Genomic DNA, 26485 nt, shown 5'->3' on the forward strand with positions numbered 1-26485 from the left:
ATTACCTTGAAGAACGCGATATAAAATCGCGACTACTCACCTTCTGTTTGACTGTCACTTAATAAATACTTGTCCAGCCACTGCTCCTGCTCCCACAGTACATGCAATAAACTTTTACGGGCGCGGTAGCCATGTGCTTCGTACGGCAGCATAACTAAACGGGCTTCTTTACCAAGGCCTTTAAGTGCTGCGTACATACGCTCACTCTGCATTGGGAAGGTGCCTGAATTAGGGTCTTCCTGGCCGTGGATCATCAGCATAGGTTCGTTAATTTTCTCAGCATGGAAAAACGGTGACATATTGGCGTATACATCTTGTGCTTGCCAAAAGTCACGTTCTTCGCCTTGAAAACCAAATGGTGTAAGTGTGCGGTTATACGCGCCGCTGCGAGCAATGCCGGTTTTAAATAAATCGCTGTGGGCTAATAAATTTGCCACCATAAACGCACCATATGAATGGCCAGCTATAGCAATCTTATCTTTGTCTGCTATCCCTTTTTCCACCAACACATCGACCGCAGCTTGCGCACTTGCTACTAACTGTTTTCTAAATAGGTCATTTGGCTCTTTGCCTTCTACACCCACAATCGGCATTTTTGGGTCGTCAAATACCGCAATCCCCTTGGCAAGGTATGGCATCGGTCCCCAATAGCCTACATAGGTAAACTCATAAGGTGATTCTCGCACTTGTGATGCAACTGCTTTATCTTTGTATTCAAGCGGGTATGCCCACATTAGCACAGGTAATGGGCCCTGGGTTTTATCGTAACCTGGCGGTAGATACAGTGTGCCAGAGAGCTCAACACCGTCATCGCGTTTATAACGTACGAACTCTTTTGTGACACCTTTAAATGCCGGATAAGGATGCTCAAACGTAGTGAGCTGCGTTAAAGTGTCGTCATCTAAATCACGAATGAAAAAATTCGGCTGCTCTGTTTTTGATTCACGAATAGTAATTAACCGCTCACCTTCATCATCAAGCATAGCGCGCACACGCTCATAATACGGGGCTTGAGATTGCCATAAACGTTTGCTGGTGTTGGTTTTAATATCATACTGATCTAAAAACGGCACATTGCCTTGCTCTGATGCACCATTACCACGTAAGAAAATATAACGTCCGCCCACAACTTTAATCACACTGGCACCAAGATCATTATGTTCATATATAACATCGCCAGGATCTTTATAAGCATCATTGTAACTGCGCTCAGAAAATAACACACGGTTGCGATCAGCATTACGCGGTTGAATAACATAAGTACGTAACTGACGGTCGCTAAAGCGCCACTCGGTTAATAAAGCAACGCTTTCATTTGCCCATTCAATGCCTGCAAAACGACGTTCAACTTTAGCAAATAGTTTAGGTTCACGCTTAAATGGCGAGCGTAAGCTATATAAATAGTCATGATGAGGTACATCGGTTTTCATATCGCCGCCATCTTGAGCTTGCGCCCAAATCACTTCAGCACCTTGATCGGCACGCCATTGAAAATCGCGGCGTCCCGTGCGCACACTGTCATACCCCTGTGGTATATTGTCGGCAAGCGGCTGTTTAGCAAGCTCTATCAACGCATAACCACGCATTCCCCACACCTGCCATGTGGTTGCAAAACGGCTGTAAGGCACTTGATAAGAAAAGGGTTCATCGATACTCGCCACTAAAATATTGGTCGAATCGGGTGAGATTGAAAATGATTTAAATAAAGCAGGCTGACCAATTGCAGATGCTACACCACTCATCGGGATATAGCTTAATTGCCCTTGACCATAAAACTTAAATTGTTGTTCATCAAACGGGTTACTTAATAAATTTTGATAAGTGCGTGCTGGGGCTTTTTGACCACTACTTTGTTGAATAACCGGCACTACGCTGTTGCTATCATTGGTCAATCTTGGCTTACCTAAGTTAACAGCTAGGTTAGCGACAATCGCTGTACTATCTGGCAACCACTGATAAGGAGTAGCAGTTAACACTGAATTAAGTGCCACATCGGATAGCTGACGTGCTTGTTTGGTTTGTGTATTATAAACCCATAAGTTTGCGTGTGTCGGCTGCTCAACAATAAACGCAAGGTATTCACTGTTACTTGACCATTTTGGCGAGCGGATCACCCCCTGTGGTAAATTATTAACTTCTACCACTGTGCCAGTTGCAATGTGCTTTAACTGCAAGCCACTAAATTTAGTACGAGGACGAGAGCGGGAAAAGTTAGCTGGATTTAACTTTATGCCAGCTAGTTTGAGTTCTTCTTTGGCTAAATCATCCAGTGTTTCTATTCGTTTACGATCAAATAGCGCCAACCATTGACCGTCGCCCGATAAATAGCTGCTAGGTGCGAGTTTAGCATCGACTAATGCCGCTAAGTCGCTAGAGGGGGTTTGATAGCCTTGTGCAGCAAGTGCCGAGCCTGTAACAGTAACACTCAACACGAAAGCCAATAAAAGCTTGATACCTTTCATGGTTTATCCTTCGGTTTTTATTATTAACAGCTGTATCTAAACATGTTTTGCTGCATTCATAAAGTTTTTGCGCCCGTTTAGTTAACACAGTCGATTAGGTGACTTATAAGCTCAAACTGCGTTAAACTGGCAACTTAGTACAAGCAATAGCTGACGCAAATATTAAAATGAAAACAAAAGCCGATAAAATTACTATTTTTGACGTTGCCAGAGAAGCGAAAGTGTCTAAATCCACGGTTTCCTTAGTGCTGACGCAAAGCGATAAAGTCAGTGATAAAAGCAAAGCAAAAGTCTTACAAGCAATTGAGACTTTAGGCTATGTTTATAACCGTGATGCGGCCGCGCTGCGCAGCCGTCGCTCTAACTTAGTTGCTTTAGTGATCAACGATTTAACCAACCCTTATTCGGCTGAACTTGCTGTTGGCTTAGAGAATCATATTCACGCATTAGGTATGTTACCTATGCTAGTTAATACGGCTGAAAATGTTGAGCGCCAAACCCAAGTTGTGAAAACACTGAAGGAATATAATGTCGCTGCATTTATTATGTGCCCGGCTCCTGGCACGACCCAACAATGGGTTGACGAACTTATTGAAAGTGGCTTTGCTGTTATCCATATAATGCGTGAGATACCGTTTTGCGGCGCGCCAACAATATTGCCTGATAATAAAAAAGGCACTCACTTAGCAACTTGTCATATTTTACAACAAGGCATTACAGACATTGCATTTGTGGGCGGGACTGATGATATTTCTGATCATCACGAACGATTAAGTGGTTTTCACAGTGCCCTACAACAATTTAGTTTGCCTCAAGATAAACCGGTTATCACTGCAGCGACTAATCGCCAAGGCGGGCGGGATGCGTTTAACGCTCTATACGCGCACCACCCTGACACGCAAGCCATTATATGTTTTAACGATGTCATCGCCTATGGTGTTATTGAGGCAATTCGTGAACAAGGCTTAACACCAGGTAAAGATATAAAAGTAGTTGGCTTTGATGACTTAGCCGACTCATGTTTAATGTCGCCATCACTGAGCAGTGTCACTATAAATGCAGATGATATTGGCAAGCGTACATGCCAAGTATTACAAGAGCTACTCAATAACAGTGTGCCTGCGGTACGTACTTTAGTAGATGTTAACTTACAAATAAGAGAGTCCAGTCAATGAAGAAAGTATTAGTAATTGGCTATGTGTGGCCTGAGCCAAATTCATCTGCTGCGGGCACACACATGATGTCGCTGTTAAACACATTTAGATCACAAGACTGGCAAGTAGAATTTGCCAGCCCAGCACAAAAAACAGAGCATATGGTGAACCTTGCTGACTATGGCATCAGTAGTGCAACAATCGCCCTTAATTGTTCAAGCTTTGATGAGTATATTACTAATTATGCACCTGACATTGTGATGTTTGATCGCTTTATGATGGAAGAGCAATTTGGTTGGCGAGTAGATAAGCACTGCCCCCACGCTTTAAAAATTCTCGATACTGAAGATTTACAGTGCCTGCGCAACGCTCGTCATGAAGCCCATAAAAGTAATCGTGAATTTAGCTACAGTGATTTACACTCGGATATCGCTAAACGTGAAATCGCCGCTATTTTACGTTGCGATTTAAGCTTAATTATTTCAAGTTTTGAAATGCAGCTACTTGCTGATGTCTTTCACGTTGATAGTCGGCTTTTACACCACTTACCCTTTATGGTCGACTTAGCCTCATTACCTAAACAAACAAAGTCGTATGATGATCGCCAGCACTTCATGACGATTGGCAATTTCCGCCATGCGCCTAATTGGGATGCCGTGCTGTACTTACAACAGATCTGGCCACTGATACGTAAACAACTACCACATGCTGAGCTACACATTTACGGCTCTTACCCGCCACCAAAAGCGACGGCACTAAATAATCCAAAAACAGGTTTTTTAATTAAAGGCTGGGCGGACGATGCCTATAAAGTGATGCAAGATGCTCGTGTTTGTTTATCGCCACTGCGTTTTGGCGCAGGCATTAAAGGAAAGTTACTAGAGGCGATGATCATGCAAACACCGAGTGTCACCACTGCAATTGGCAGTGAAGGTATGCACGGTGAATTACCTTGGCCAGGAGCGATTGAAAATGACCCACAACGCTTCGCGGACGCTGCTGTTGCACTTTATCAGGATCAACTGCAATTTTTAAATGCACAAAAAAATGCTCATGCGCTACTAAACGTACAGTATGATAAAACATGTTTAGCCACTCATTTTATCAATAAATTGGCAGCTATTGAATGTGCTTTAACACAACATCGTGAGGCTAATTTTACCGGTCAAATGCTTAAACATCACACTATGCGCAGCACCCAATATATGGCGCAATGGATTGAAGCAAAAAATAAGTAAACTAGGTTAAAAAAATACTAGACAGGCGGTGATTTGTGTTTACAATCGCCGCCACAAAGTTAGGCAAATTTAGATGTATTGTCTATATTTTTTAACTGAACAATTTAACCTCTGGTTCAATACCGATTTGAAAACCGCAACCTTTACAGAAAAACGCAAATTTATCGTTAAGCTTGGCAAAATGCTTCATAAGTATGGCACCCCAGCTTATCGACTTGAAGCCCACTTAATGGAAGTGGCGACGTACCTTGATCTTAAATCATCGTTTGTCATGTCACCTACTTCAGTCACTTTTGTGATCTGGACTGACGGCCACGAAGATGAATACACCCATGTGGCACGGGTAGATCCAGGCGATCACGATTTAGGTTCATTGGCTGATACTGATGATCTCGTCAATAAAATGCTCAATGGCGAACTCACTCTGCAAGAAGTTGATGTGCAACTAGATGCCATTTATGCGATGCCAAACCCTTATAATCGCCTTGTAACGGGTATTGCATTTGCCACATCAGGCGGTGCATTTGCGATGCTAATGGGTACGAGTTGGAATGACGTATTTTGGTCCGCGTTACTCACTCTGGTGGTGTATTTATTTGTACTGTGGTCAAGCCGCTCTAAGCGAGTTGCCCATATGCTTGAACCTTTAGTTGCCATAATTTCAGCAATTTTAGCCTGTGCTATAAGCGTACATTTAGATGTCGGGATCAATATTCGCTTAGTGGTGCTTTCTGCCATCATTGTCTTTATACCTGGGCTTGCCTTAGCGCTGGGGCTTGCTGAACTTGCAGCACGGCATTTAGTATCTGGCACCGCCAGGGTAATGGATGCCTTCATGTTGCTGTTTAAGCTTTATTTTGGGGCTTTTATTGGTATTGCTATTGGTTTTGCTTTATTTGGTCAAGTTGACTTTGTGCAACCCGAACCATTACCAAAGTGGACTGCATGGCTGGCAATATTTTTACTTTGTAGCAGCTTAATTGTTATTTTTAGAACCAAACTAAAGCATGCAACTTGGTCAATTGCCTCAGGCTTTATTGCTTATGGTACCAGTATTGGCTCTGCAATGTATTTAGATTACACCTTAGGGACATTTGTTGGCGCATTTGCTGTAGGGGTTTTTAGTAATTTATTTAACCGTATTGCAAATGCCCCCGCATCCATTGTGGCCATGCAAGGTCTGATTGTGCTGGTCCCAGGGAGCAAAACCTATATAGGCTTAAACTCATTAATTGAAGGGCAAGATTTTGTCTACGCCGAGCATATCGGCCAACAAACGTTTTTAATATTTATGTCATTAGTTGCAGGGTTGATCTTTGCCAACGTCGCACTCCCACCGAAAAAGAGTTTATAAACCCATTAAGAGCCTAATTCACTAGGCTCTTAATCTAAAATTAAATATTAACCCGCCGCACTTCTTTACTGTATCAATTGCTATGCTTTACCTCATTGACTGCTTATTACAAAACACCTACTTGTAGAAAGACACACCTTGGTATAGCGCGTTAATATCGACAACAACTCCAATTACCTTTCAATTTTTAATCAAATAGTTGTGAATTACAAAAATCTAAAATACAAAATTGATTAAATAAACTTAACTTATTAAATAAAAAACAAGAAAAGATAAAACAAAAACCATTGATATTGAACAACTTTAAATAACAAAGCAATCATTCCTCTTTAAAATTCATTACTTTCACAACTATTCACTCCGATTCAAGACTCTATTTTTTAAAAGGCGTTTAATAGAGTCACAAACAAAACAGCTGCACTTATTTTTGCATGCGAAGCGGCCGTCATAAGCTAATTACTTAGTCGCCTATGTTTGTTTTTAAACAAGGGTCTTACCAAATTCGACAATTAAAAATGACTACATACGTACGAATGGTGAGCCCTCATTTGACACAACAAAATGAAGTTTTGATTCAAGGGGAATCGAGGATGTTAAAAGTAAAAATAAATAAACTGTATTTAGCAGTGACTGCATCACTAGTTACATCGGCATTGAGTTTACCTATGGTAGCGCACAGCGCTGAAGCTAAAAGCACTGACGAAGTGGAAGTGATCCAAGTTCGCGGTATTCGCGGTAGTGTTGTTAAATCACTCAATACTAAACGTTACTCAAATGCAATCGTAGATGCAGTTACCGCAGAGGACATCGGTAAATTCCCCGATCAAAATGTCGCAGAATCATTACAGCGAATAACCGGTGTTTCAATTAGCCGTAACTTTGGTGAAGGTGAGCGTGTGAGTATTCGTGGTACCAGTGAGAGCCAAAACCGTACCTTATTAAATGGCCAAGCCGTTGGCTCTGCCGATTGGTGGACAAACTCTGCCGCCAGTCGTGGTTTTAACTATACGATGTTACCGTCTGAAATAGTCTCTGGGTTAGAGGTATACAAGTCGCCCGAAGCCGATATTGATGAAGGTTCAATTGGTGGTACTGTTATTGTACGTACTCGTAAACCACTTGATTTAGAAGCCAATAAATTTGCCGGTTCGGTACTTGCCCAGCACAGTGAAATTTCAGGCGAAACCGACCCACAACTTTCCGCTATGTATAACTTTAAAACGGACGATGAAACTTTCGGTGCGCTTATTTCATTAGTACGGCAACAGCGTAACTTACGCCGTGATGGAATTGAATCATGGAGCTGGGCAAAACGTGACATCACTTTAGCAGATGGTACTGAGTATAAAGGCGTGTACAGCCCTGGTGGCGGTGGTTCTGCAATGTTTTTACAAGAACGTGTACGTACCGGCATTAATTTAGCAATGCAGTACCGCCCTACCGAGCAACTTGATTTAACTTTTAATGCCCTTGATTCAACCCTTGAAGCAAACAATGAAAATCAAAACTTTCTTTGGTTACCGGGTTATGGTGGTTCGCAATACACTGACGTCACGCTAATCGAAAATGAGCAGGTTGGTACTATGCTTGTTGGCGGAACTTTAGGGTTATCACCCACTGCAAATAACATCTTAGACGAAACCAAAGTACGTAACTCTGAAATCAAAACTAAATCTTATGATTTAAAAGCCGATTATCAAGGTGAATTGTGGCTAACCAGCGTCCATGTTGGTTACACCGAAGGGAGCGGCGGCTCTCAAGCTGACCGCAGCGTAGGCTGGGAGGGGAACTATGTACATAGCTTTGATACTTCCGCGGTTGAAGATGTACGTACTACTTATGGCGCAGATCCAGCTGACGGTAAAAACTGGGATTTAGGGTTCTTACGTTACGACAGTAATGACGCTAAAGACGATGAAACTTACCTGCAAGTCGATTTTACGCGCCCTGTTGACATCGCTGTCTTTAGTAAAGTGAAATTTGGATTAAAATATCGTGATCATTCACGTTTTAATACTAAACACACCACTGATAACCGTACTGATCTAGGCTGGAACCTTGCTGATTACTCATTATCAATTCCGTCTGATTATTTATCAGGCCTTGGCTCTGACGGTACTTTACGTAATTATGCTATAACCGACTCTGATAAAGTTCGCCGCGAAGGTGATGCGCTGGATTGGAACTACCGAGTGCTCAAAGCCAGTACTTTTGAAGTTGAAGAAAAAATTACCGCAGGTTACGTAAAAGCAGATATCGATGTTGAAGGTATGCGCGGTAACTTAGGTGTACGTTTGGTACAAACACAACAATCGACTGCAGCTTATGTAGGTGAGAGTGGTTCTGAAGTATGGACTAATGATGACCGCGACTATTTTGATATTTTACCAAGTATCAATCTAGCGATCGATCTAGATGACGATGTGCTACTGCGCTTTAGTGCTGCACGTGTGATGTCTCGTCCTGATTATGCAGCAATGACGCCATCAACGTCGTATAACCTTGAAACTCAAACAGGCAGTGGCGGTAACCCAGATATCGATCCATATCGCGCAACGCAGTTTGATACTGGTGTTGAATGGTATTTTAGTGACGCAGGTTTATTCTCAGCGGTGGTATTTTATAAAGATATTCAATCATTTTTAGATGTTACACCTAACCTTGAAATACATGAGGGCGTTGAAATTTTAGTAAACCGCCCTACAAATGGTCGCTCAGGTCGTATCCAAGGCCTTGAGCTTGGTTATCAGCAAGAAATTTTTGATGGTTTTGGCCTAAATGCTAACTATACCTTTGTTGATGGTGAAGCTAAAGATGCCGATGGTAATGATACAATCATTCCTGGTAACTCTGAACATACTGTCAATTTAAGTACTTACTATGAAACAGAAACCTTTAGTACACGTATTTCATATAACTTCCGTACTGGCTACAACTCAGGCCAAGGTCATGGCTATGTTGATGATTATGGTCAGGTGGATGCAAACTTTACCTACAACGTAAATGATAACTTAGCCCTGGTATTAGAGGCAATTAACCTTACTGATGAACATACATTCAGTTACCAAGAAGAAGGTGTTCAACAAGCGTTAACAGGTGTGTACGCAGATGGCCGCCGTTTTGTAGCCGGAGTGCGTTTTAACTTTTAATTACCCAGTTGTCGAACTCCAAGCTAACACAGGTATTCGACTCTCGCCAAGGATGGCAGGCCCCTATGCCCAGGGGTTTAAAGCAGGTAACCTTTTGGTTCCCTGCTTTTTTTATTAAATACTTGATAAGTTCGCGCTAGTAATAATAAACAAAACAAGTACAATCAATAGGTAAAAACGTTACACGAACAACATTGGCGAAGCATACTAGGTGTCAGCACACACAGTTATTAAACACACTCAACACACAGCAGGACTTTGTCGCTACAAATTCTTATTTGGATTGCTGTGTCTGCTGTTTATGTCCGATATTCGTGCTGACTTACTGAGTGCGACCCTTGACTACCATCAAGGAAACTTCAAAGAAGCACAACACGAATTTCAAAAGTTAGCGTATTTAGGTAATGCCGACGCAATTTATAATATCGCTGTAATGAATTTGCACGGCCAAGGTGTTGAAAAAAACAAAGCGCAAGCTTATGCCTGGTTTAGCTTAGCAGCAGATTTTGGGCTACTCGATGCACGCGATACAGCGATGCTTATTGCAAGACAAAGTAATAATAAACAACCCCTTGACGACGCATATAATGCCTTATTAAAGCAACTTAGCTTTCAATGGTACGATCAACAATTACGGCCTGAGTTAAACGCCAGCCCCGCCCCACATGCAAGCCCACAGCGTAGCTACACTGTAGAACCCAAATACCCAGAGCACGCGTATCAAAATGGTATCGAAGGCTGGGTATGGCTTGAGTTTGATATAGATAAAAGTGGTGCTGTAACCGATATCTCCTTAATTGACTCCTACCCAAAAAAAACCTTTGATCAGGCCATTATTAATGCAGTAAAACGATGGCAATATCAAGGCGATAGCAAAACCTTGCCCTACTATAATCGTTCTTTGTTGTATCACTTCACCACGTTTAAGGGGAAACAATATGAACAAAGCTTTAAAAGCCAACAGCGTGAGTATAATGAGAAAATTTCTGATTTAATTGATGCCGCAGAGCAAGGAAATGCCTTAGTACAGTATTACATTGCTAATTGGTTAAGTTCAGAGGAATACAACGCCAGTCGATTATTAAAATACCACTGGCAACAAGCCAACGCCAATAGTGAATTATTACTGCGCTCGGCTGTTAACGGCTATGCCAATTCGCAATACCGCATTGGTGCGAATATGTTACGTGGTGAATATGGTAAAGTAGATCGCGAAAAAGGTTTAAATTGGATTTTACTTGCCGCTCAAAGTGGTTTTGCTAATGCACAGTATCGATTGGGGCAAGAACTGTTAAACAGTCAATATGTTGATTATGCACCTAATAAAGCCTTAACCTGGCTAAAAGCTGCAGCGGCGCAAGGATTATTCAGTGCTAAACGTGAACTTGCTTTATTACTCTTTGAATTAAAAAAGCCACCGCAACAAATCAACGAGGCCTTAAACGCAGCACTAGCTGTTGATAGTGAACACCCACAATTGTTATTACTTAAAGCGAAAATTCAAGCCGTCAGTAATAAACCACTGGCAGCTCAAAAGCTAGCTGCTAGTGCCCTTGAAGAAGCTCGAAATCGTAATTGGGATCAAAGCAATATAGAGCAGTTTATCGCGACACTGCCTTAATAGCTTTATGCAATAGAATATCTGTTTCAATACCATCCACTTGACTAAACACCACTTGGCGCCCATCCACCGAGCTACTAATATTTAGGTTAATATCGATATCAAAACCATACACCCCCAATTCTTTTATAAACACATTACGTTTTTGCTCAGTTAAATAACAGTACAGTGATAACTGGTGCCCTTGGCGTAATACATAGTAAATGCCGTGTTTAAATACCGCAGGTTTGAACAACTCAAGAGAGGGTAACAGCTGTGCTAGCGGAAGTTGCTGCTCCAACGCCGCGGATAAATAGTTACGCACCTGCATTTCATGCTCTAAATACGAGTTATTAAGCTGCCAAAGTGGGTGCTCATCATCAAGGCTTTCAAACGCGACGTTATCCTTTACTAAGGTGTTGCTTGTCAGTTGAATATCATAACGCCAGTCCTGCCATTGCAACTGCTCATTTGCACTTTGCTCATTTCTAACTTGGTAGTAAATACTGTGGCTATCTGCTGACCAATGCACACCATTTAATTGCTCAAAACCAGAAATAATAGGAACTAATCGCCGTGAAAAAGTATTGATCAAATAGATATTTTGTTGTTCATCCGCCAATAACACATTATCGCCATTCGGTGAGAAAAGCAGGTATTTAGGGATAATATCACTGGGTAAGGTAGCTATTAGGTTTGCGGTTTTGCGTTGTTTATGTTTTAACCACACCTCAATATGGGTAAAGCCTGTGATCCCTCTGCGCTGCAAAGAAATAAATGCCGTTTGTTGTCCGTCAGCAGATACAGCGGGCAAAATGTCCATGCGCGCAGACGACGATAATTGCATAGTATTTTGAATACTCGGAGCATCTTTACTTAAATCGAGTTCTATTTGATACAAATTAACTCGTGCTTGTCCTTGGGCATGCGCAATATCGCCGGTTCGCAAATTCACAGCTAAGTCTGCGACAAACCCCAAAGGTTGGTGAACTAACTGTTCATTACCTTGATAATCATAACGGCGTAATGCATCATCACCGAGCCAATAATAGCCCTGCTCACTGTCAAATAATAATGGCGCATGGCTGTGCCGACTGCGCTTTATTTCAGTGCGCTTCAGTGATTGTGTTAAATCCACTTCACTGACACTAAACCAGCCTTGATCTTTTTCGAGGATCAGCATTTTTTGCTGTTCATTGATATCAAACGTCAGTGGCTTAAAATCTCCTACAATCTGCTGCTCTAATAAGGTAGGCGCAGGTGAAAATGCCAAGGTATATTTGACTAATCGAGGCTGCTCATCTTGCCAATGTGTCGTGTAAATAGTGTTGTCGTCGACCCAATGTAATTTAGTCGGCCCATGGCGCTGCTGGCAACGAGTGAGTTTAAACTCAGGGCTTAAACGCCATGTTTCAATAGCATTAGAGACAGGAATAACTCGAATGTCGCAACTTAATGGGTCATACCTAAAATAAGCCAGCCACTTTCCATCTGGCGACCACACCGGAGCCTCTTCTGAATAACCTGAGTTTTTAATACTGTGGACAGTCTTACTTTGTTGATCATAAACAGCTAAATCAAATTGGCTTTGTTGATCATTAGATTGGCTAAACGCTAAATAACGGCCATTAGGGGAATAACGTAAAAAGACTTCAGCACCAGGTGCTGACGTGATCCGTGATTGATACTCATAATTCAAACTGGGTGCTTTTGGAGCAAGTAAGAACTGACTAGCAAGTGTAACAATAGCTCCTAGCACTAACCCCAGCGTAAGAAATAAAGCCGAAGTACGCGGGGTGACTGGAGTCACTTTATCTAATAAAGTCGGTGCATCACTAACGTTGGCAATAAGCTGATAACCGACACGCGGAACTGTGCGAATAAACGTTGCAGTATTTTTATCATCCTGCAGACTTTTTCTAAGTTGAGTTACCAGCTGACTCACTGAGTTATCGCTCACTACAACATTAGGCCAAAGCGTGTCCATAATTATATCGCGCGAAACTGCGCTGCCTTGGTGCTCTAGTAACAACTTTAATAACACTAACTGCTTTGCTTCGATTGCACGCCAACGCCCTGCTACCTTTACTTTTAGGGCAACAAAATCAACGAGTACATCGTTGAGGAGTAACTGTTTTAGTTCGGTTGTTGGCATCGGTTAATTTTACACACGTTAATCTATGGTTAAATCAGTCAAGAAAGCGTACTATATACAAATACGGTACATAGTAGCATAGTCCCTTGGTGTATTCTTATTTTATAGGTAGTTATCACTGCTAGTTTTTCTCATGTTGTTCAAGTTGGGTTTAGTATGACAATAAAAATAAAAAAACTTGTTAACATAGCGCTCATTGTCAGCGCATTCAACACACTTAACGTACGTGCTAATCAACCCCTTAATGCAGAGCAAGATCAGTTAGAAACAATTCAAATTCGCGGCTTTCATGACAGCGCTATCAAATCACTACGAGATAAGCGTGATAGTCAGTCAATCATAGAGGCAATCACCGCACAAGATATCGGTAAATTCCCTGATAAGAATGTCGCGGAAGCCTTGCAACGTATCACTGGTATTTCACTCTCGCGTGTTCAAGGTGAAGGTGAACGAGTGGGAGTTCGCGGCACAACACCCGAACAAAATCGCACTTTTTTAAATGGTCAAGCAATTGCCTCTGCGGATTGGTGGATCTCAACCCAGCCTAATCGTGGCTTTAATTACACACTATTACCCGCTGATCTCGTATCCTCTTTGGAAGTCTATAAAACCCCGCAAGCAGATCATAATGAAGGCTCTTTAGGCGGCTCTGTTAATATTAAAACGCAACGACCTTTGCATACGCAAAGTAATCAGTTTGTTACCAATGCACAAGTGCAATACAATGATTTATCAGGTGAATTTGATCCGCAGCTCGCTCTGTTTTATAACTGGACTAACCCCAGTAAAGATTTCGGTACCTTGATAACCTTTACTCGCAACCAACGCTCTTTACGTCGTGATGGACTTGAGTCGTGGGGCTGGCATGAACAAAGCTTTCAACAACATAGCGATGGCACTTTATCTGCAAGCGACGCTGGCACGGCTGATATTAAAAACATTTGGACACCCGGTGGTGGTGGCTCAGCAATATTTCAGCAACAGCGCATATTGACCAGTGCCACCGCCAACTTTGAGTACCAGCCTAGTTTAGATTGGAATATCCAACTTAACACGCTGTATTCTGTTTTGAACGCCGATAACAATAACCAAAACTTTTTATGGCAGCCTAGTAGTGTATTTGCCCGAGGCGGTCGTATCAGCGATGCAAGGATCATTGATAATACGCTTGCTTTTGCGCGCTATTCAACAGTCCCCGAGCAAAACGAGCAGAATTTACCCTTTAGTACCGCCATGGAAGCAATTTGGCGAGAGTCCGAAATAAGCACCAGTAGTGTGCATTTAATTGTCAGTCAGCAAACACATCTTTGGCAAAACCAATACCAAATCGGTTTTACTAAAGGCGGTGGCGGTTCAAAACAAGATCACACCTCACAATTTTCAGCCAATACAGCTTATACCGTTGATACCACTGAACGTAAAAATATAATCGCAAACTATGATGTGTCGCCTCTTGATGCCCAAGCTTGGCAATTAACGCAAGCGCGTAACGACAGCCAAGATTCAAACGACCAAGAATTATATATACAAGGTGACTTTGAACGCGCAATTGATCACTCAATCATCAGTGCTATAAAAATAGGTAGCAAGTACCGCGATCATCAACGCGATTTTATTCGTTTACGCTCACTCAATGGCGATTATGACGGTATTGCTCAACAATTCGGTTGGACACTTGCTGATTATCCCGCAACTTTTCCAGCTGGTTTTTTATCCAATATAGGCAATCAACAAACTCTCAAACAATACAGTTATGCCGATATCAACGCACTCTCAGATGACTTTAAAACTATCGATTTTGTACAACAAGAAGAAAAAGCCAGCCGCTTTGATATTCAAGAGCGTACTATCGCAGGTTATGTTAAATTAATGCTCGATGGTAATGACTATCGTGCTAACTTAGGGGTACGCGTTGTTAATACCAATCAAGATGCTGGTGCTTATAAACGTATTGGCTCACCAATTGAGCAGCAAGAAAACTTTGTGTGGCAGCAACACAGTAAAAACTATATAGATATCTTACCCAGTGCCAATATCAGTTTTGATTTAAGTGAGGACTTAATTGCCCGAGTGAGCGCCGCGCGAGTGATGTCACGTCCTCAGTATAACCATTTAATGCCGTCAACTAATTACAATGTCACCCAAGCGCAAGGTCAAGGCGGCAACCCTGACTTAGATCCTTACCGTGCCAATCAGTTTGATTTAAGTGTTGAATGGTACTTTGACGATGCCGCGTTGCTTTCGGTTGCATTGTTTAACAAAGATGTTGAATCCTTTGTCGAATTTAAACGCACCATTGAACAACATGAAGGTATTGATATGACCATAGACAGGCCAATCAATGGCAGTGGCGGCACAATTCGCGGCGTAGAAATTGGCTACCAACAAGAACTTATTTATGGTTTTGGTTTGATCACTAACTATACCTTTGTCGATGGCGACCGCACAGACAGTATCTCAGGGCGAGAAGATTATGTGCCAGGCACTTCAAAGCATACAATAAATTTAGCCAGTTACTACGAAAATGACTGGTTAAGTTCGCGTTTGGCGTATAACTACCGTACTCATTTTGCCACAGGCGTTGGTGAAACCATGATGGATGACTTTGGCCAACTTGACGGCAGTATTACTTTCAAGCTCTCTGGCAAGCTTGATTTTGTAGTCGAAGCAATTAATCTCACCAATGAAATCACCTACCTGTATGAGCGTAACGAATACGCACCAACAGGTATTTATCAAAATGGTCGTCGTTTCTATTTTGGTGTTCGTTACAGCCATTAATCGATAGTCTTTGGTGGTTAATCGCATATTTTCGTCATTGACGAGCCATTGATATATTCTGTCCTGATAATTAAAACAAGCGAAGGAAAAACCATGCTAAAAACTAGCTTAGCGCTAGCCATTGGACTTTCAAGTTCATTGGCAGTTGCTGCCACATCGTTAACTGTTGAAGATATTCCGAAAATTCAATCTGTGCTGCAAACCAGTATTAGTCCTGATGGTGATTCAGTGGCATTTACCCGCTCTGTCCCCCGTGAATTATACGTCGATGAAAATGGCACTAATTATAGCGAACTCTATGTTGTTGATGACGAAGGTGTTGAGCGCCCTTTCATTACAGGCTCTGTAAGTATCAAAAGTATTCAATGGTCAAACGACAGCAAAAACATTTACTTTTTAGCTAAGCTAAAAGACGACAAATTCACCGCTTTATACCAAATTCCGGTCGATGGTGGTCAAGCGCAAAAAGTGCTATCACTAAAAGACACATCCATTTCAAGCTATCAGTTAAGCCCTAACAATAAACAACTGGCTATTTTAGCTATGCCAGCAGCTGATAAGTCAGAGAAAGAGCTAAAAAAACTCGGCTTTATGGCTGAAGTCTATGAGCTTGGCTTAAAGGATAAACAACTGTTTATTGTTGATTTAGCCAAAGCCGACAAGCCATTAACCCCAACACCGCTAAACGTTGCTAATTATGTCAGCGATGTAAACTGGGCTGCAAATGGCGAAAAGTTGCTAGTTAAAACCCAGCCTACAGCGCTGATAGACGATAAATACACTAAATCACAATGGCATTTATTCGATATTGCTAGCAACCAAGTAACCATGTCATTTGCCACTGAAGGTAAACTTGATGGTGCTGAGCTTTCTCATGATGGCCGTTATATCGCAATCTTAGGTGCTGAAGATAAACACGATCCGGCTACTGGTCGCTTATTTTTAGCCGATACTAAAACCGGTGAAGTAACCGACTGGTTACCCAATTTTATGGGTCATGTCGTTGATTTTGAATGGTCTAATAAACGTAATACGTTAAACTTTATTGCAAATGTAGGCACACACAGCTTTGTAGCCAGCATTAAAACTGGTTCAAACAAGTACAAAAAGATTATCAAAGAAGGTGAATTCATTGCCTCAAATCTGAGCATTTCAGATTCCGATAAAACCTTAGCACTGCGCGGCAACACTGCTGTGCACCCAAATGAAGTGTTCATTATCCGTGGCACTAAAGCTCAGCGTTTAACCGATTCAAACACATGGTTGGGTGACAAACGTTTTGCAAAGCAAGAAACTATCTCACTTAAAGCCCGTGATGGTGTGGAAATTGATGGTGTGCTTGTCTACCCGCTTGATTACAAAAAAGGCACACGTTACCCATTGATCATGTCTGTACACGGTGGTCCTGAAAGCCATGATAAAGATGGTTGGGTAACTAACTATTCTCGCCCTGGTCAAATGGGGGCTGCACGAGGTTATGCTGTGTTTTACCCTAACTACCGCGGCTCTACCGGTAAAGGGGTAGATTATTCTAAACTAGGCCAAAACGATTATGCTGGTAAAGAGTTTGACGACTTAGTTGATTTTAAAGATCACCTTGTTGAAATGGGCTTAGTGGATGCAAAACGTGTTGGTATTACCGGTGGTTCATACGGTGGTTATGCATCGGCGTGGGGCGCGACTAAGCTGACAGAACACTTTGCAGCGAGTGTGATGTTTGTGGGCGTGACCAATCAACTTTCTAAGTTTGGTACGACTGATATTTCCAATGAAATGAACCTTGTTCACGCTCGTTCATACCCGTGGGATAAATGGCAGTGGTATTTAGAGCGCAGCCCTATTTACTGGGCTGGTCAATCGAAAACACCGCTACTGATCATGCACGGTAAAGACGACCCACGCGTACACCCAGCGCAATCAATGGAGCTTTACCGTTATATGAAAGTGCAAGGTAAAGACGTGCGCCTTGTTTACTACCCAGGTGAAGGACATGGTAACCGTAAAGTTGCTGCACAATACGATTACAGCTTACGCTTAATGCGTTGGATGGATAATTACTTAATTGATGGCAACAAAGATATGCCAGCGTTTGAAATTGACCATGCAGCCAAACTAAAAGCGGTAAAAGACGCAAACAAGTAATACTTAATCTTATTTATTGACAGGCCAACCACAGTGTTGGCCTTTTTCATTTTAACCTGTAATTTTTACATTACACGACTAATAACTCGGAATGAAAAAATAAAATAACCTGATAAAACAGAGCTTTAAATTGTGGCTTATCACTTGCTTCTATTAATTGTACATAAGTTATAAAAGGGCAAATTATGAATATTTTTGAAGCACTGCGGAACGATCATGATAAACAACGTTCGCTTGTTGATGCGCTTATTGAAACGCATGGAGATTCCCCCAATCGCCAATCGCTGATGGATAACTTAAAACTTGAACTAGAAGAGCATGCCAAGTTTGAAGAACGTTATTTTTATACTCCTTTAATGTTTGATGACTTAACCCATGAAAAAGCCCGCCATGGTATCGCCGAACATCATGAACTTGACGAGTTAATTGAACAACTTGAAGAAACCGATATGAGTTCATCGGCATGGCTGGTAACGGCAAAAAAGCTTCATCATCTTGTTCATCACCATCTAGCTGAAGAAGAGCATGAAATCTTTCAACTCGCAGGCAAAGCACTAAGCGAAGAACAAAAGCAGAGTTTAGCAGTAAAATATAACAATGCGATGAATTAAATTGTCCAAGGGGGGATGCGTCCCCTCGCTATAACACATTCGTGTCTACGGTGTTTTGCTCATTAAACATTTTCATGACTAAGTAAAAAGCCAATATCCTCATCACCAGATTTTTGCCTATATCACCAACCGCCATTTTAGCAAGCAACTCCCCTACCTGACTTTAAAGTGAATATTATTCACTAAATGTAAATATTTTACTCACACAATTGAACATGCAACTGATAATTGTTATCATGCCGAACATGGTTACTAATTAGATTTATAATCTTTATTCTTTTCATGAAGGAAGTACAATGAAATCCCGCCCGCTTTATTTGGCCTCACTGATCAGCACATTATTAACCTCTACAGCCCTTATTGCTGATGATGATACTGCTGAAAATATGGAAGTTATGGTTGTGACCGCATCAGGTTACGAGCAAAAATTAATTGATGCACCTGCAAGTGTCTCGGTTGTATCTCGCGAAGATCTCCAAAATAAGCCATTCACCAGCCTTGCTGATGCACTTAGAGATATCGAAGGTATTGATGTCGGTGCGGGACAAGATAAAAACGGTAACATCAGTATTACTATGCGTGGTTTACCAGCTAACTATACTTTGGTACTTATTGATGGTCGACGTCAAAGTGATGTAGGTAATATTGGTCCAAACAACTTTGGTAATAGCCAATTTATGTACATGCCACCACTTGAAGCCATTGAGCGAATTGAAGTGGTACGTGGACCAATGTCAACGTTATACGGTGCTGATGCCATCGGTGGTGTTATCAATATTATTACCCGTAAAAACCTTGATACTACTCATGGTAGCGTTACTGTAAGCAGTAATATTCAAACCGACGATCAATACGGTAATGATAACAAAGTTGATATGTACTTAACTGGCCCAACTGGTGTTCAAGGCTTAACCTACGGTATTCGTGGAAGTTTTTACGACCGTCAAGAAAGTGAACCAACATACAGTGAAAGTTTACCATTACCAGATGGCAGCATGTGGGTCGATGACGGTAGCTTTGGTGATAAAAAAATTGTCGCGGCACGTAACTGGAATGCCGGTGCAACAGTAAACTACCTGATCAATAATCAAAACGAAATTACGTTTGAATACGATATAGCTAAACAACGCTATGATAACACCGAAGGTCAAACTGGTACGTTAGATAGTCCTGTGAGTTTATGGCGTATTAGTGGTGGAGTTGTGCAACCACGAGTTGGCTATACTCCTTATCAACGTGTAGAACGTGAACAATTTGTATTGGCGCATGTTGGTCGCTACGATGCGGGTACACTCACCAGCAGCATCACTCAAAGCAGCAGCGAAAACTTTGGTCGCTCATTACCACTGACAGTACAAGAGCGCTTAGGTGTTCAAGCTATTTGGGATCAGGCTGTACAAGATCAAGGTACCGACAAGCCTGATTTAACGGATGAAATATACGCCCAGTTAGATGAAACTTTTTTACCTCGTCCACTGCGTACTTTAAAACTTGATAATTTAATTATTGATACCAAGTTTGAATCAAGCATAGATAACCACTATTTTGTAATTGGCGCGCAGTATTTTGATGCCGAAATGGAAGATGGGGTTTTTGGTATGTACGGTGATGGCTTCCGTGAAGGGACGACTCAAGATCACCGTCAAACAGCTGTATTTGCTGAAGATAACTGGGAAATCACATCGGATCTAACGGCTACTTTTGGCGCACGATATGATCATCATAATATTTTTGGCTCACAAGTCAGTCCGCGTGCTTACTTAGCTTACTCACCTGCTGATGAGTGGACGTTTAAGGGCGGTATCAGCACAGGTTATAAAACACCTGAGCCAAACCAATTATTCTCAGGGATCACTGGCTTTGGTGGTCAAGGCACAAAACCATTTGTTGGCACACCCGACTTACAACCTGAGACCAGCGTAAACTACGAAATGGCCGCTTACTTTAATGGTAATGATAACTTTAGCGGTAATATCACTATGTTTTACAATGATTTTAAAGACAAAATCATTAACCAAGACAACTTACCTAACTGTGAAATAGCCATCGGTGATGAGCCATGTGTTGAAATTGGTGCAGGTTGGGCTGATATTGGTAGCACGACATTTACTCAAGCAGCTAATGTTGATAAATCAGTCACTCGCGGTGTTGAAGTTGCTGCTAATTGGCAAATTATTGATACCCTAGCACTACGCGGTAATTTTACTTACACCGACAGCGAAGTAAAAAGTGGTCGTGATGAAGGGCTACCGTTAGTTAATACACCTAAAAATATGTATAACTTAACCCTTGCATGGAAACCATTAGATGATTTGAGTATTTCACTTATTTCTGAAATTCGCAGTGATCGTTACCGTGGTACAGCCAATGTGTCTGGTCCACAAGGCCCTGAAACTCAAAAACTGTATTACAAAGCTTATGACTTATACCATTTAGCTGCGAGCTATAAAATTAATGAAAGCTTAGCATTAAATGCACGTATCAATAATCTGCTAGATGATGATCTATCAAGTCGCACTTGCTTACTTGCAGCATCTGAAGAAGAGTACGAATGTACCTCAGATTATAATACCACCCAAAAAGCACGTAGCTTCTGGGTATCTATGAGCTATAGTTTTTAATTCATAGTTGTTATAAACACAAAAGCCCAGCATCGCTGGGCTTTTTGTTTTTTTAGTTAAATTATGATTTTACGGTAAACTTTGTATCTTCATCACGTAGCATATATAACGCAAAACAAGCTGCCCACATTGGCCATGCGGCGAAGAATAATAAGTTATTAAAGCCATCCAGATACTGCGCGTATGATGACAGTGTCGACGCGCCATGCATCAAAAATATTAGTCCATAAGTAATACGCTTTTTAATACCAGCCATAAAACCGAGTACTAAAATCAATTGCAATGCACCTAGAATATAGGCAACTATGTCAGTAGAGCCACTGATCCCATAGAAGTGCTCAAAAATTCGCGCGCTGTGCCCTGGGTTTACAAACTTATCTAAAGTCCACATCAGCATTACTACAAATACGCCTAAGCGTAATGAAAAAAGTGACCACTGCAGACGATTTTTTAGATCCGATGAGAAAGATTGAGACATTAAATTTCCTTAAACAAGTATTGTCATTTCAATTAGTGAGTTTAACAAGACCGTGTAAGCCACATTTTATTACACATAAACTTATTTATTTTCAGCATTCGGCTATGCTAATTAAGTGATTAATATTTAAAAAAGTAATAAAAACACTGAAATATATTTCTAAAAGCCAAGGTCTTTATTCCCGTAACTGATATTTAACAGCGGTAAATACATTTGAAATACACCTATTTAGCTTTATCCATCGCCATAACTTTGCAACTGCCAAGTGCCTTTGCGGCGCAAGAAAGTTCTCAATCAACGACCAGCTCAATTATCGAAGTGATTGAAGTCTCTAGTCAGGTCATAAATGAGCAAGGCTTTTCGCCAAAGAATACATCTGTTGATGGCCCGTTTGGTGATAATTTAGCACTGGCTGATATTGCCCGTGCAGTCACCCCAATCACCAGCGATATGATTGAACAGCTTAATATCACCACTTTACAAGATGTATTAGCGGTCAGCCCAAATAGCTATTCAGCCAGTGGTTTTGGTGCACCAAGCTTGCCTACTCTGCGCGGTCAATTAGGTGAGCTGTATCAAGACGGAACTCGTCGTCAAGCAGGTAATAATGGCTTTGGTGTGCCGCTGTCGTTTAATGCAATAGAGCAAATAGATGTAGTAAAAGGTGCACCGCCGGTATTATTTGGTAGCAGCCAGCGTAATGGCGGTTTTGTTAACTTGCACTCTAAAGCAGCCAATACACAAACGGCACAAGGCAAAGTATTACTTTCTGCCGGACGCTGGGATCAATACCGTGCCCAAGTTGATTACAGCGCCCCCATTGTTGAAGGAAAAAGCGGTTTTAGAGTCAGTGCAGAGCACGTTGATAACGGCAGTTTTTATGATTATGCCGGCCTTAAAAGTGACAGCCTGTTTGCTGCGCTGCGCTTTTTACCCGACGATAAAAGCAGCTGGGATATCAACTTTGAACTATACCAAGTCGAATTTACCGACAACGCCGGTATTAACCGCCCTACCCAAGCCCTGATCGATGACGGACTTTATATAACTGGCCAAGGTGTGCAAGCTAACGGCAGCACCATTGCGGGTGCTGGTGCGATTGTCTCACCCACAGGGCAGGTTGTGATCCCACGTAGTACCGTACTCACGGATCCTGAAAATCAAAATGAAGCCACCACGTATTTGCTACACAGCATCTACAAGCGTGAGTTATCATCACAAACCACACTTAAAAACATTAGTTATTTTCAGCACTTACAACGTGATGAAATCGCGCAAAACAGTTTTGTGGAAATTATAGATGGCGCAGATACGGCGCAAAACCGCACAGAGGTAAGCCATCAATGGAATAGCCAGCAAAGTAGTATTTTTGCCTTTGATGTGCGCTTTAATAAAGTAAAAGGCTACAGCCAATTTACCACCGAAGCCGACTTACCGATTGATTTAACAGGCCCACTTGAAAACCGTCGCATCCCTTTAACCGCTGAGCAGCAAGCACGACTCGTTGAGCTGCGCCCTGGCGTTTATGTATCCCCTGGTGGTCAATACGATATAAATAATGATGGCATTGGAGACTTCTCTCTTTCAGACACTACCGACTCCACCAGCTGGCAAACCGGCATTGCAATACAACACGACAGCCAATGGAGCAACAGTTTACGCACTAGCATTGGGTACCGCCTTGATTATTATGATGTAACCGCGGGCGATCCGATTGCACCACAAGGACAAATTGCAGCCAGTGATAGTATTTACGAAACATTGCATTCAGGCCAAGCAAGTATCAACTATAAACTCACTGATGAACTGACCAGTTACTTAGCGGCTAGTTATAATCAAGCTACTTCAAACAGCATGGCAGGCGGCACTACGCTTGGCAGTGATAATAAAATCAGTGCACAAAATTTTGCCACCGATAATACCCTTGCTGAAATCGGTTTAAAGTACAGCCCAAATGACAACCCATGGTATATAGATGGCGCATTATTTAACCAGCGTCGGAGCTTACGAAACCGTGATGGCAGTAATACCGGTATCCGCACTCAAGGTTTTGAGACTCAAGCTTTTTATGATGCACAACCATTTTGGTTAAGTGCCGGTTACAGCTATATTGATGCCCGTTACGATAACTCTGCTAGCAGCCAAGATTCTAGCCAAGTGGCTGATGCCTTTGACGATTCACGCCCAGATATCATTAATGGTACAGGTGTTGGCGCACCTAACTTTGCCTCCTTTGCACCGTCAACTCGTCGTGTGCAAGGCATACCTGAGCAATCGCTTAGCCTCAACGGTGGCTGGTTTATCTCTGAACAATGGCAAGTTGGGTTTGGTGGTATTTATACGAAAAGCTACCCGCTTGATTACTTGGCCACCGTGAATATTCGCGATCAATATACGATTAACCTCAATACTAGCTATGAAATAAGCCCGCAGACAAAACTACGTTTAGATGTTAATAATGTCACTAACCAAGATAACTGGCGCCCTGTATTTGAAGGCGGCTACTTTGGCTCTACCTTAGTATTTCCTGAGTTACCGATTAATGCCAAGCTGACTTTTCAGCACAGCTTTTAAGAGCGAAAATTATGTTTAAAAAAATTCTAATATTAGTTACTGCACTGCTCGCTATTGGGCTGTTTTTTCATTTTGATTTACATCAGCTATTAACCCTTGATGGTTTAAAAGGCTCAATGGATCAATTCAACCAATACAAAGCGCAATCACCTTTACTCGTTATTGGCGGGTTCTTTTTACTTTATGTGGTGGTAACAGCCCTTTCATTACCCGGTGCCGCTATTTTAACCTTGGCAGCGGGTGCCTTATTTGGCTTAATTGAAGGCTTACTAGTTGCCTCATTCGCGTCAACCATTGGCGCCACCTTAGCCTTTTTAGTGTCGCGTTATTTATTACGTGATGCGATTAAAAAGCGCTTTCCTGAGCGTTTAGCGGCAATTGATGCAGGCGTTGAAAAAGAAGGTGGTTTTTATCTCTTCACACTTCGTTTAGTGCCGGTATTTCCGTTCTTTTTGATCAATTTATTAATGGGTGCCACCGCAATTAAGTCATGGACTTTTTATTGGGTAAGTCAAATTGGTATGTTGGCTGGTACTTTTGTATTTGTAAATGCAGGGACTCAATTAGCACAAATAGATAGCTTATCGGGCATTTTATCATTTGATTTGATTTTATCATTTGTATTACTTGGCGTATTCCCACTTATTGCTAAAGCTATCCTTAATACCATTAAAAAACGTCGTGTTTATAAAAACTATACAAAACCAAAACAATTTGACCGTAACATGATCGTCATCGGTGGGGGTGCTGGCGGCCTAGTAACCAGTTATATTGCCGCAGCAGTAAAAGCCAAGGTTACCTTAATTGAAGCTGGAGAAATGGGCGGTGATTGCCTAAACTACGGCTGTGTACCCAGTAAAGCAATTATTAAAAGTGCCAAAATAGCCGAGCAGATCAAACACGCCGACAAATATGGCTTAGAAAACAGCGCGCCGCAGTTTTCGTTTAAAAAAGTAATGGCCCGTGTACATCAAGTGATTGCTGATATCGCCCCACACGACAGTGTTGAACGTTACACTAATTTAGGCGTAGAAGTACTCAAAGGCTATGCAAAAATTACCGATCCTTGGACGGTGGAAATTAAACTCAACGATGGCGGCACACAAACCTTGACCGCCCGTACCATTGTAATTGCCACCGGCGCACGCCCGTTTGTACCACCACTGCCAGGTATTGAAGAAGCTGGGTATGTAACAAGTGATACCTTATGGAGCAAATTTGCCGAGCTTGATGAAGCGCCTAAAAAGCTGGTGGTGCTTGGCGGTGGGCCAATTGGCTCTGAGCTTGCGCAAAGTTTTGCACGACTCGGTTCATCAGTTACACAAATCGAAATGGCCGAACGGGTGATGATCAAAGAAGATAGCGAAGTCTCTGAGTTTGCAACTCACGCCCTTAAAGCCAGTGGTGTTAATGTATTAACCAATCATCAAGCATTACGCTGTGAAAAACGCGGCGAGCAAAAATTCATTATAGTTAAGCATGCAGAGCAAGAGCTTGAAATTGAATACGACGAGCTACTGTGTGCAGTTGGCCGCAGCGCCCGTTTGAGCGGTTATGGTCTTGAAGAGTTAGGTATCGAAACCAATCGTACGATTGTTACCAATGAATACCTAGAAACCCTCTACCCGAATATTTTTGCCGCCGGTGACATTGTCGGCCCATATCAATTTACGCATGTTGCCGCCCATCAAGGGTGGTACGCCGCCGTAAATGGCTTATTTGGTAATTTGAAGAAGTTTAAAGTGGATTATCGGGTGATCCCGTGGACCACCTTTATTGATCCTGAAGTCGCTCGCGTAGGTATAAACGAGCAAGAGGCAATTGAGCAAGGGATTGATTATGAAATTACTCGCTTTGAATTTAAAGAGCTTGATCGCGCCATTACCGACAGCGCTACCCAAGGCTTTATTAAAGTGATTACGCCAAAAGGCAAAGACAAAATACTCGGTGTTACTGTGGTTTCTGAGCACGCGGGAGATTTAATTGCTGAGTTTGTTCTGGCGATGAAACATGGTTTAGGACTGAATAAAATTTTAGGCACTATTCACAGTTACCCAACGTGGGCTGAAGGTAATAAATACGCCGCAGGAGAGTGGAAGCGTGCCCACGCACCGCAAACAGTACTCAATTGGCTAGAGAAATACCATACTTGGCGCCGAGGATAAT

14 protein-coding genes are annotated in these 26485 nt (G+C 42.0%); 11 read left to right on the forward strand and 3 right to left on the reverse strand.

Going from position 1 to position 26485, the window contains the following annotated elements; translation table 11 throughout:
* Positions 1 to 32 precede the first annotated feature (32 nt).
* A complete protein-coding gene (locus tag PHAL_RS0102975; RefSeq protein WP_016706927.1) occupies positions 33 to 2462 on the reverse strand; it encodes a S9 family peptidase in 2430 nt (809 codons plus the stop codon).
* A gap of 167 nt (positions 2463 to 2629) precedes the next feature.
* Between PHAL_RS0102975 and PHAL_RS0102980 the strand changes: the two genes are divergently transcribed.
* The 5 genes from PHAL_RS0102980 to PHAL_RS22735 all read left to right on the forward strand — a co-directional run bounded on the left by PHAL_RS0102980 (position 2630) and on the right by PHAL_RS22735 (position 10978).
* Positions 2630 to 3637 carry a LacI family DNA-binding transcriptional regulator gene (locus tag PHAL_RS0102980; RefSeq protein WP_016706928.1) on the forward strand — a complete coding sequence of 336 codons (1008 nt, stop codon included), beginning with the start codon at positions 2630 to 2632 and terminating at the stop codon, positions 3635 to 3637.
* On the forward strand, positions 3634 to 4854 hold the full coding sequence (locus tag PHAL_RS0102985) for a glycosyltransferase (protein WP_016706929.1): 1221 nt from the start codon (positions 3634 to 3636) through the stop codon (positions 4852 to 4854). Before PHAL_RS0102980 ends, PHAL_RS0102985 begins: the two co-directional genes overlap by 4 nt.
* Positions 4855 to 4981: 127 nt before the next feature.
* Positions 4982 to 6208 carry a threonine/serine exporter family protein gene (locus PHAL_RS0102990; RefSeq protein ID WP_029215994.1) on the forward strand — a complete coding sequence of 409 codons (1227 nt, stop codon included), beginning with the start codon at positions 4982 to 4984 and terminating at the stop codon, positions 6206 to 6208.
* Between the two features lie 590 nt (positions 6209 to 6798).
* Complete coding sequence (locus tag PHAL_RS0102995; RefSeq protein WP_016706931.1) at positions 6799 to 9357, forward strand: TonB-dependent receptor; 2559 nt, start codon at positions 6799 to 6801, stop codon at positions 9355 to 9357.
* 211 nt (positions 9358 to 9568) lie between these two features.
* Complete coding sequence (locus PHAL_RS22735; RefSeq protein ID WP_232321820.1) at positions 9569 to 10978, forward strand: TonB family protein; 1410 nt, start codon at positions 9569 to 9571, stop codon at positions 10976 to 10978.
* Here PHAL_RS22735 and PHAL_RS0103005 read toward each other — a convergent pair.
* Positions 10959 to 13112, reverse strand: coding sequence for a winged helix-turn-helix domain-containing protein (locus tag PHAL_RS0103005; protein ID WP_016706933.1), 2154 nt, complete (start codon positions 13110 to 13112; stop codon positions 10959 to 10961). The two genes, PHAL_RS22735 and PHAL_RS0103005, sit on opposite strands and share 20 nt — an antisense overlap.
* Positions 13113 to 13268: 156 nt before the next feature.
* Between PHAL_RS0103005 and PHAL_RS0103010 the strand changes: the two genes are divergently transcribed.
* The 4 genes from PHAL_RS0103010 (at position 13269) to PHAL_RS0103030 (ending at position 21267) form a co-directional block, all read left to right on the forward strand.
* A complete protein-coding gene (locus PHAL_RS0103010; RefSeq protein WP_016706934.1) occupies positions 13269 to 15893 on the forward strand; it encodes a TonB-dependent receptor in 2625 nt (874 codons plus the stop codon).
* 93 nt (positions 15894 to 15986) lie between these two features.
* Positions 15987 to 18035 (forward strand): S9 family peptidase, encoded by a 2049-nt coding sequence (locus PHAL_RS0103015; protein ID WP_016706935.1) that lies wholly within the window; start codon positions 15987 to 15989, stop codon positions 18033 to 18035.
* Positions 18036 to 18220: 185 nt separating this feature from the next.
* Positions 18221 to 18646: a hemerythrin domain-containing protein gene (locus PHAL_RS0103020; RefSeq protein WP_016706936.1), complete on the forward strand. Its 426-nt coding sequence runs from the start codon at positions 18221 to 18223 to the stop codon at positions 18644 to 18646.
* A 296-nt stretch (positions 18647 to 18942) separates the two neighbouring features.
* Entirely contained in the window at positions 18943 to 21267 is a 2325-nt protein-coding gene (locus PHAL_RS0103030) for a TonB-dependent receptor domain-containing protein (protein ID WP_016706938.1), read from the forward strand.
* 61 nt (positions 21268 to 21328) lie between these two features.
* On the opposite strand, the gene PHAL_RS0103035 is transcribed toward PHAL_RS0103030, so the two are convergent.
* Positions 21329 to 21745 carry a hypothetical protein gene (locus PHAL_RS0103035; RefSeq protein WP_016706939.1) on the reverse strand — a complete coding sequence of 139 codons (417 nt, stop codon included), beginning with the start codon at positions 21743 to 21745 and terminating at the stop codon, positions 21329 to 21331.
* A gap of 213 nt (positions 21746 to 21958) precedes the next feature.
* On the opposite strand from PHAL_RS0103035, the gene PHAL_RS0103040 reads away from it, so the two are divergent.
* Both PHAL_RS0103040 and PHAL_RS0103045 read left to right on the forward strand, forming a co-directional pair.
* A complete protein-coding gene (locus PHAL_RS0103040; protein ID WP_016706940.1) occupies positions 21959 to 24319 on the forward strand; it encodes a TonB-dependent receptor in 2361 nt (786 codons plus the stop codon).
* A gap of 11 nt (positions 24320 to 24330) precedes the next feature.
* A complete protein-coding gene (locus tag PHAL_RS0103045) occupies positions 24331 to 26484 on the forward strand; it encodes an FAD-dependent oxidoreductase (protein ID WP_016706941.1) in 2154 nt (717 codons plus the stop codon).
* The last annotated feature ends 1 nt before the right edge of the window (position 26485 follow it).

Source organism: Pseudoalteromonas haloplanktis ATCC 14393 (assembly GCF_000238355.1).
Lineage (GTDB): Bacteria > Pseudomonadota > Gammaproteobacteria > Enterobacterales > Alteromonadaceae > Pseudoalteromonas > Pseudoalteromonas haloplanktis.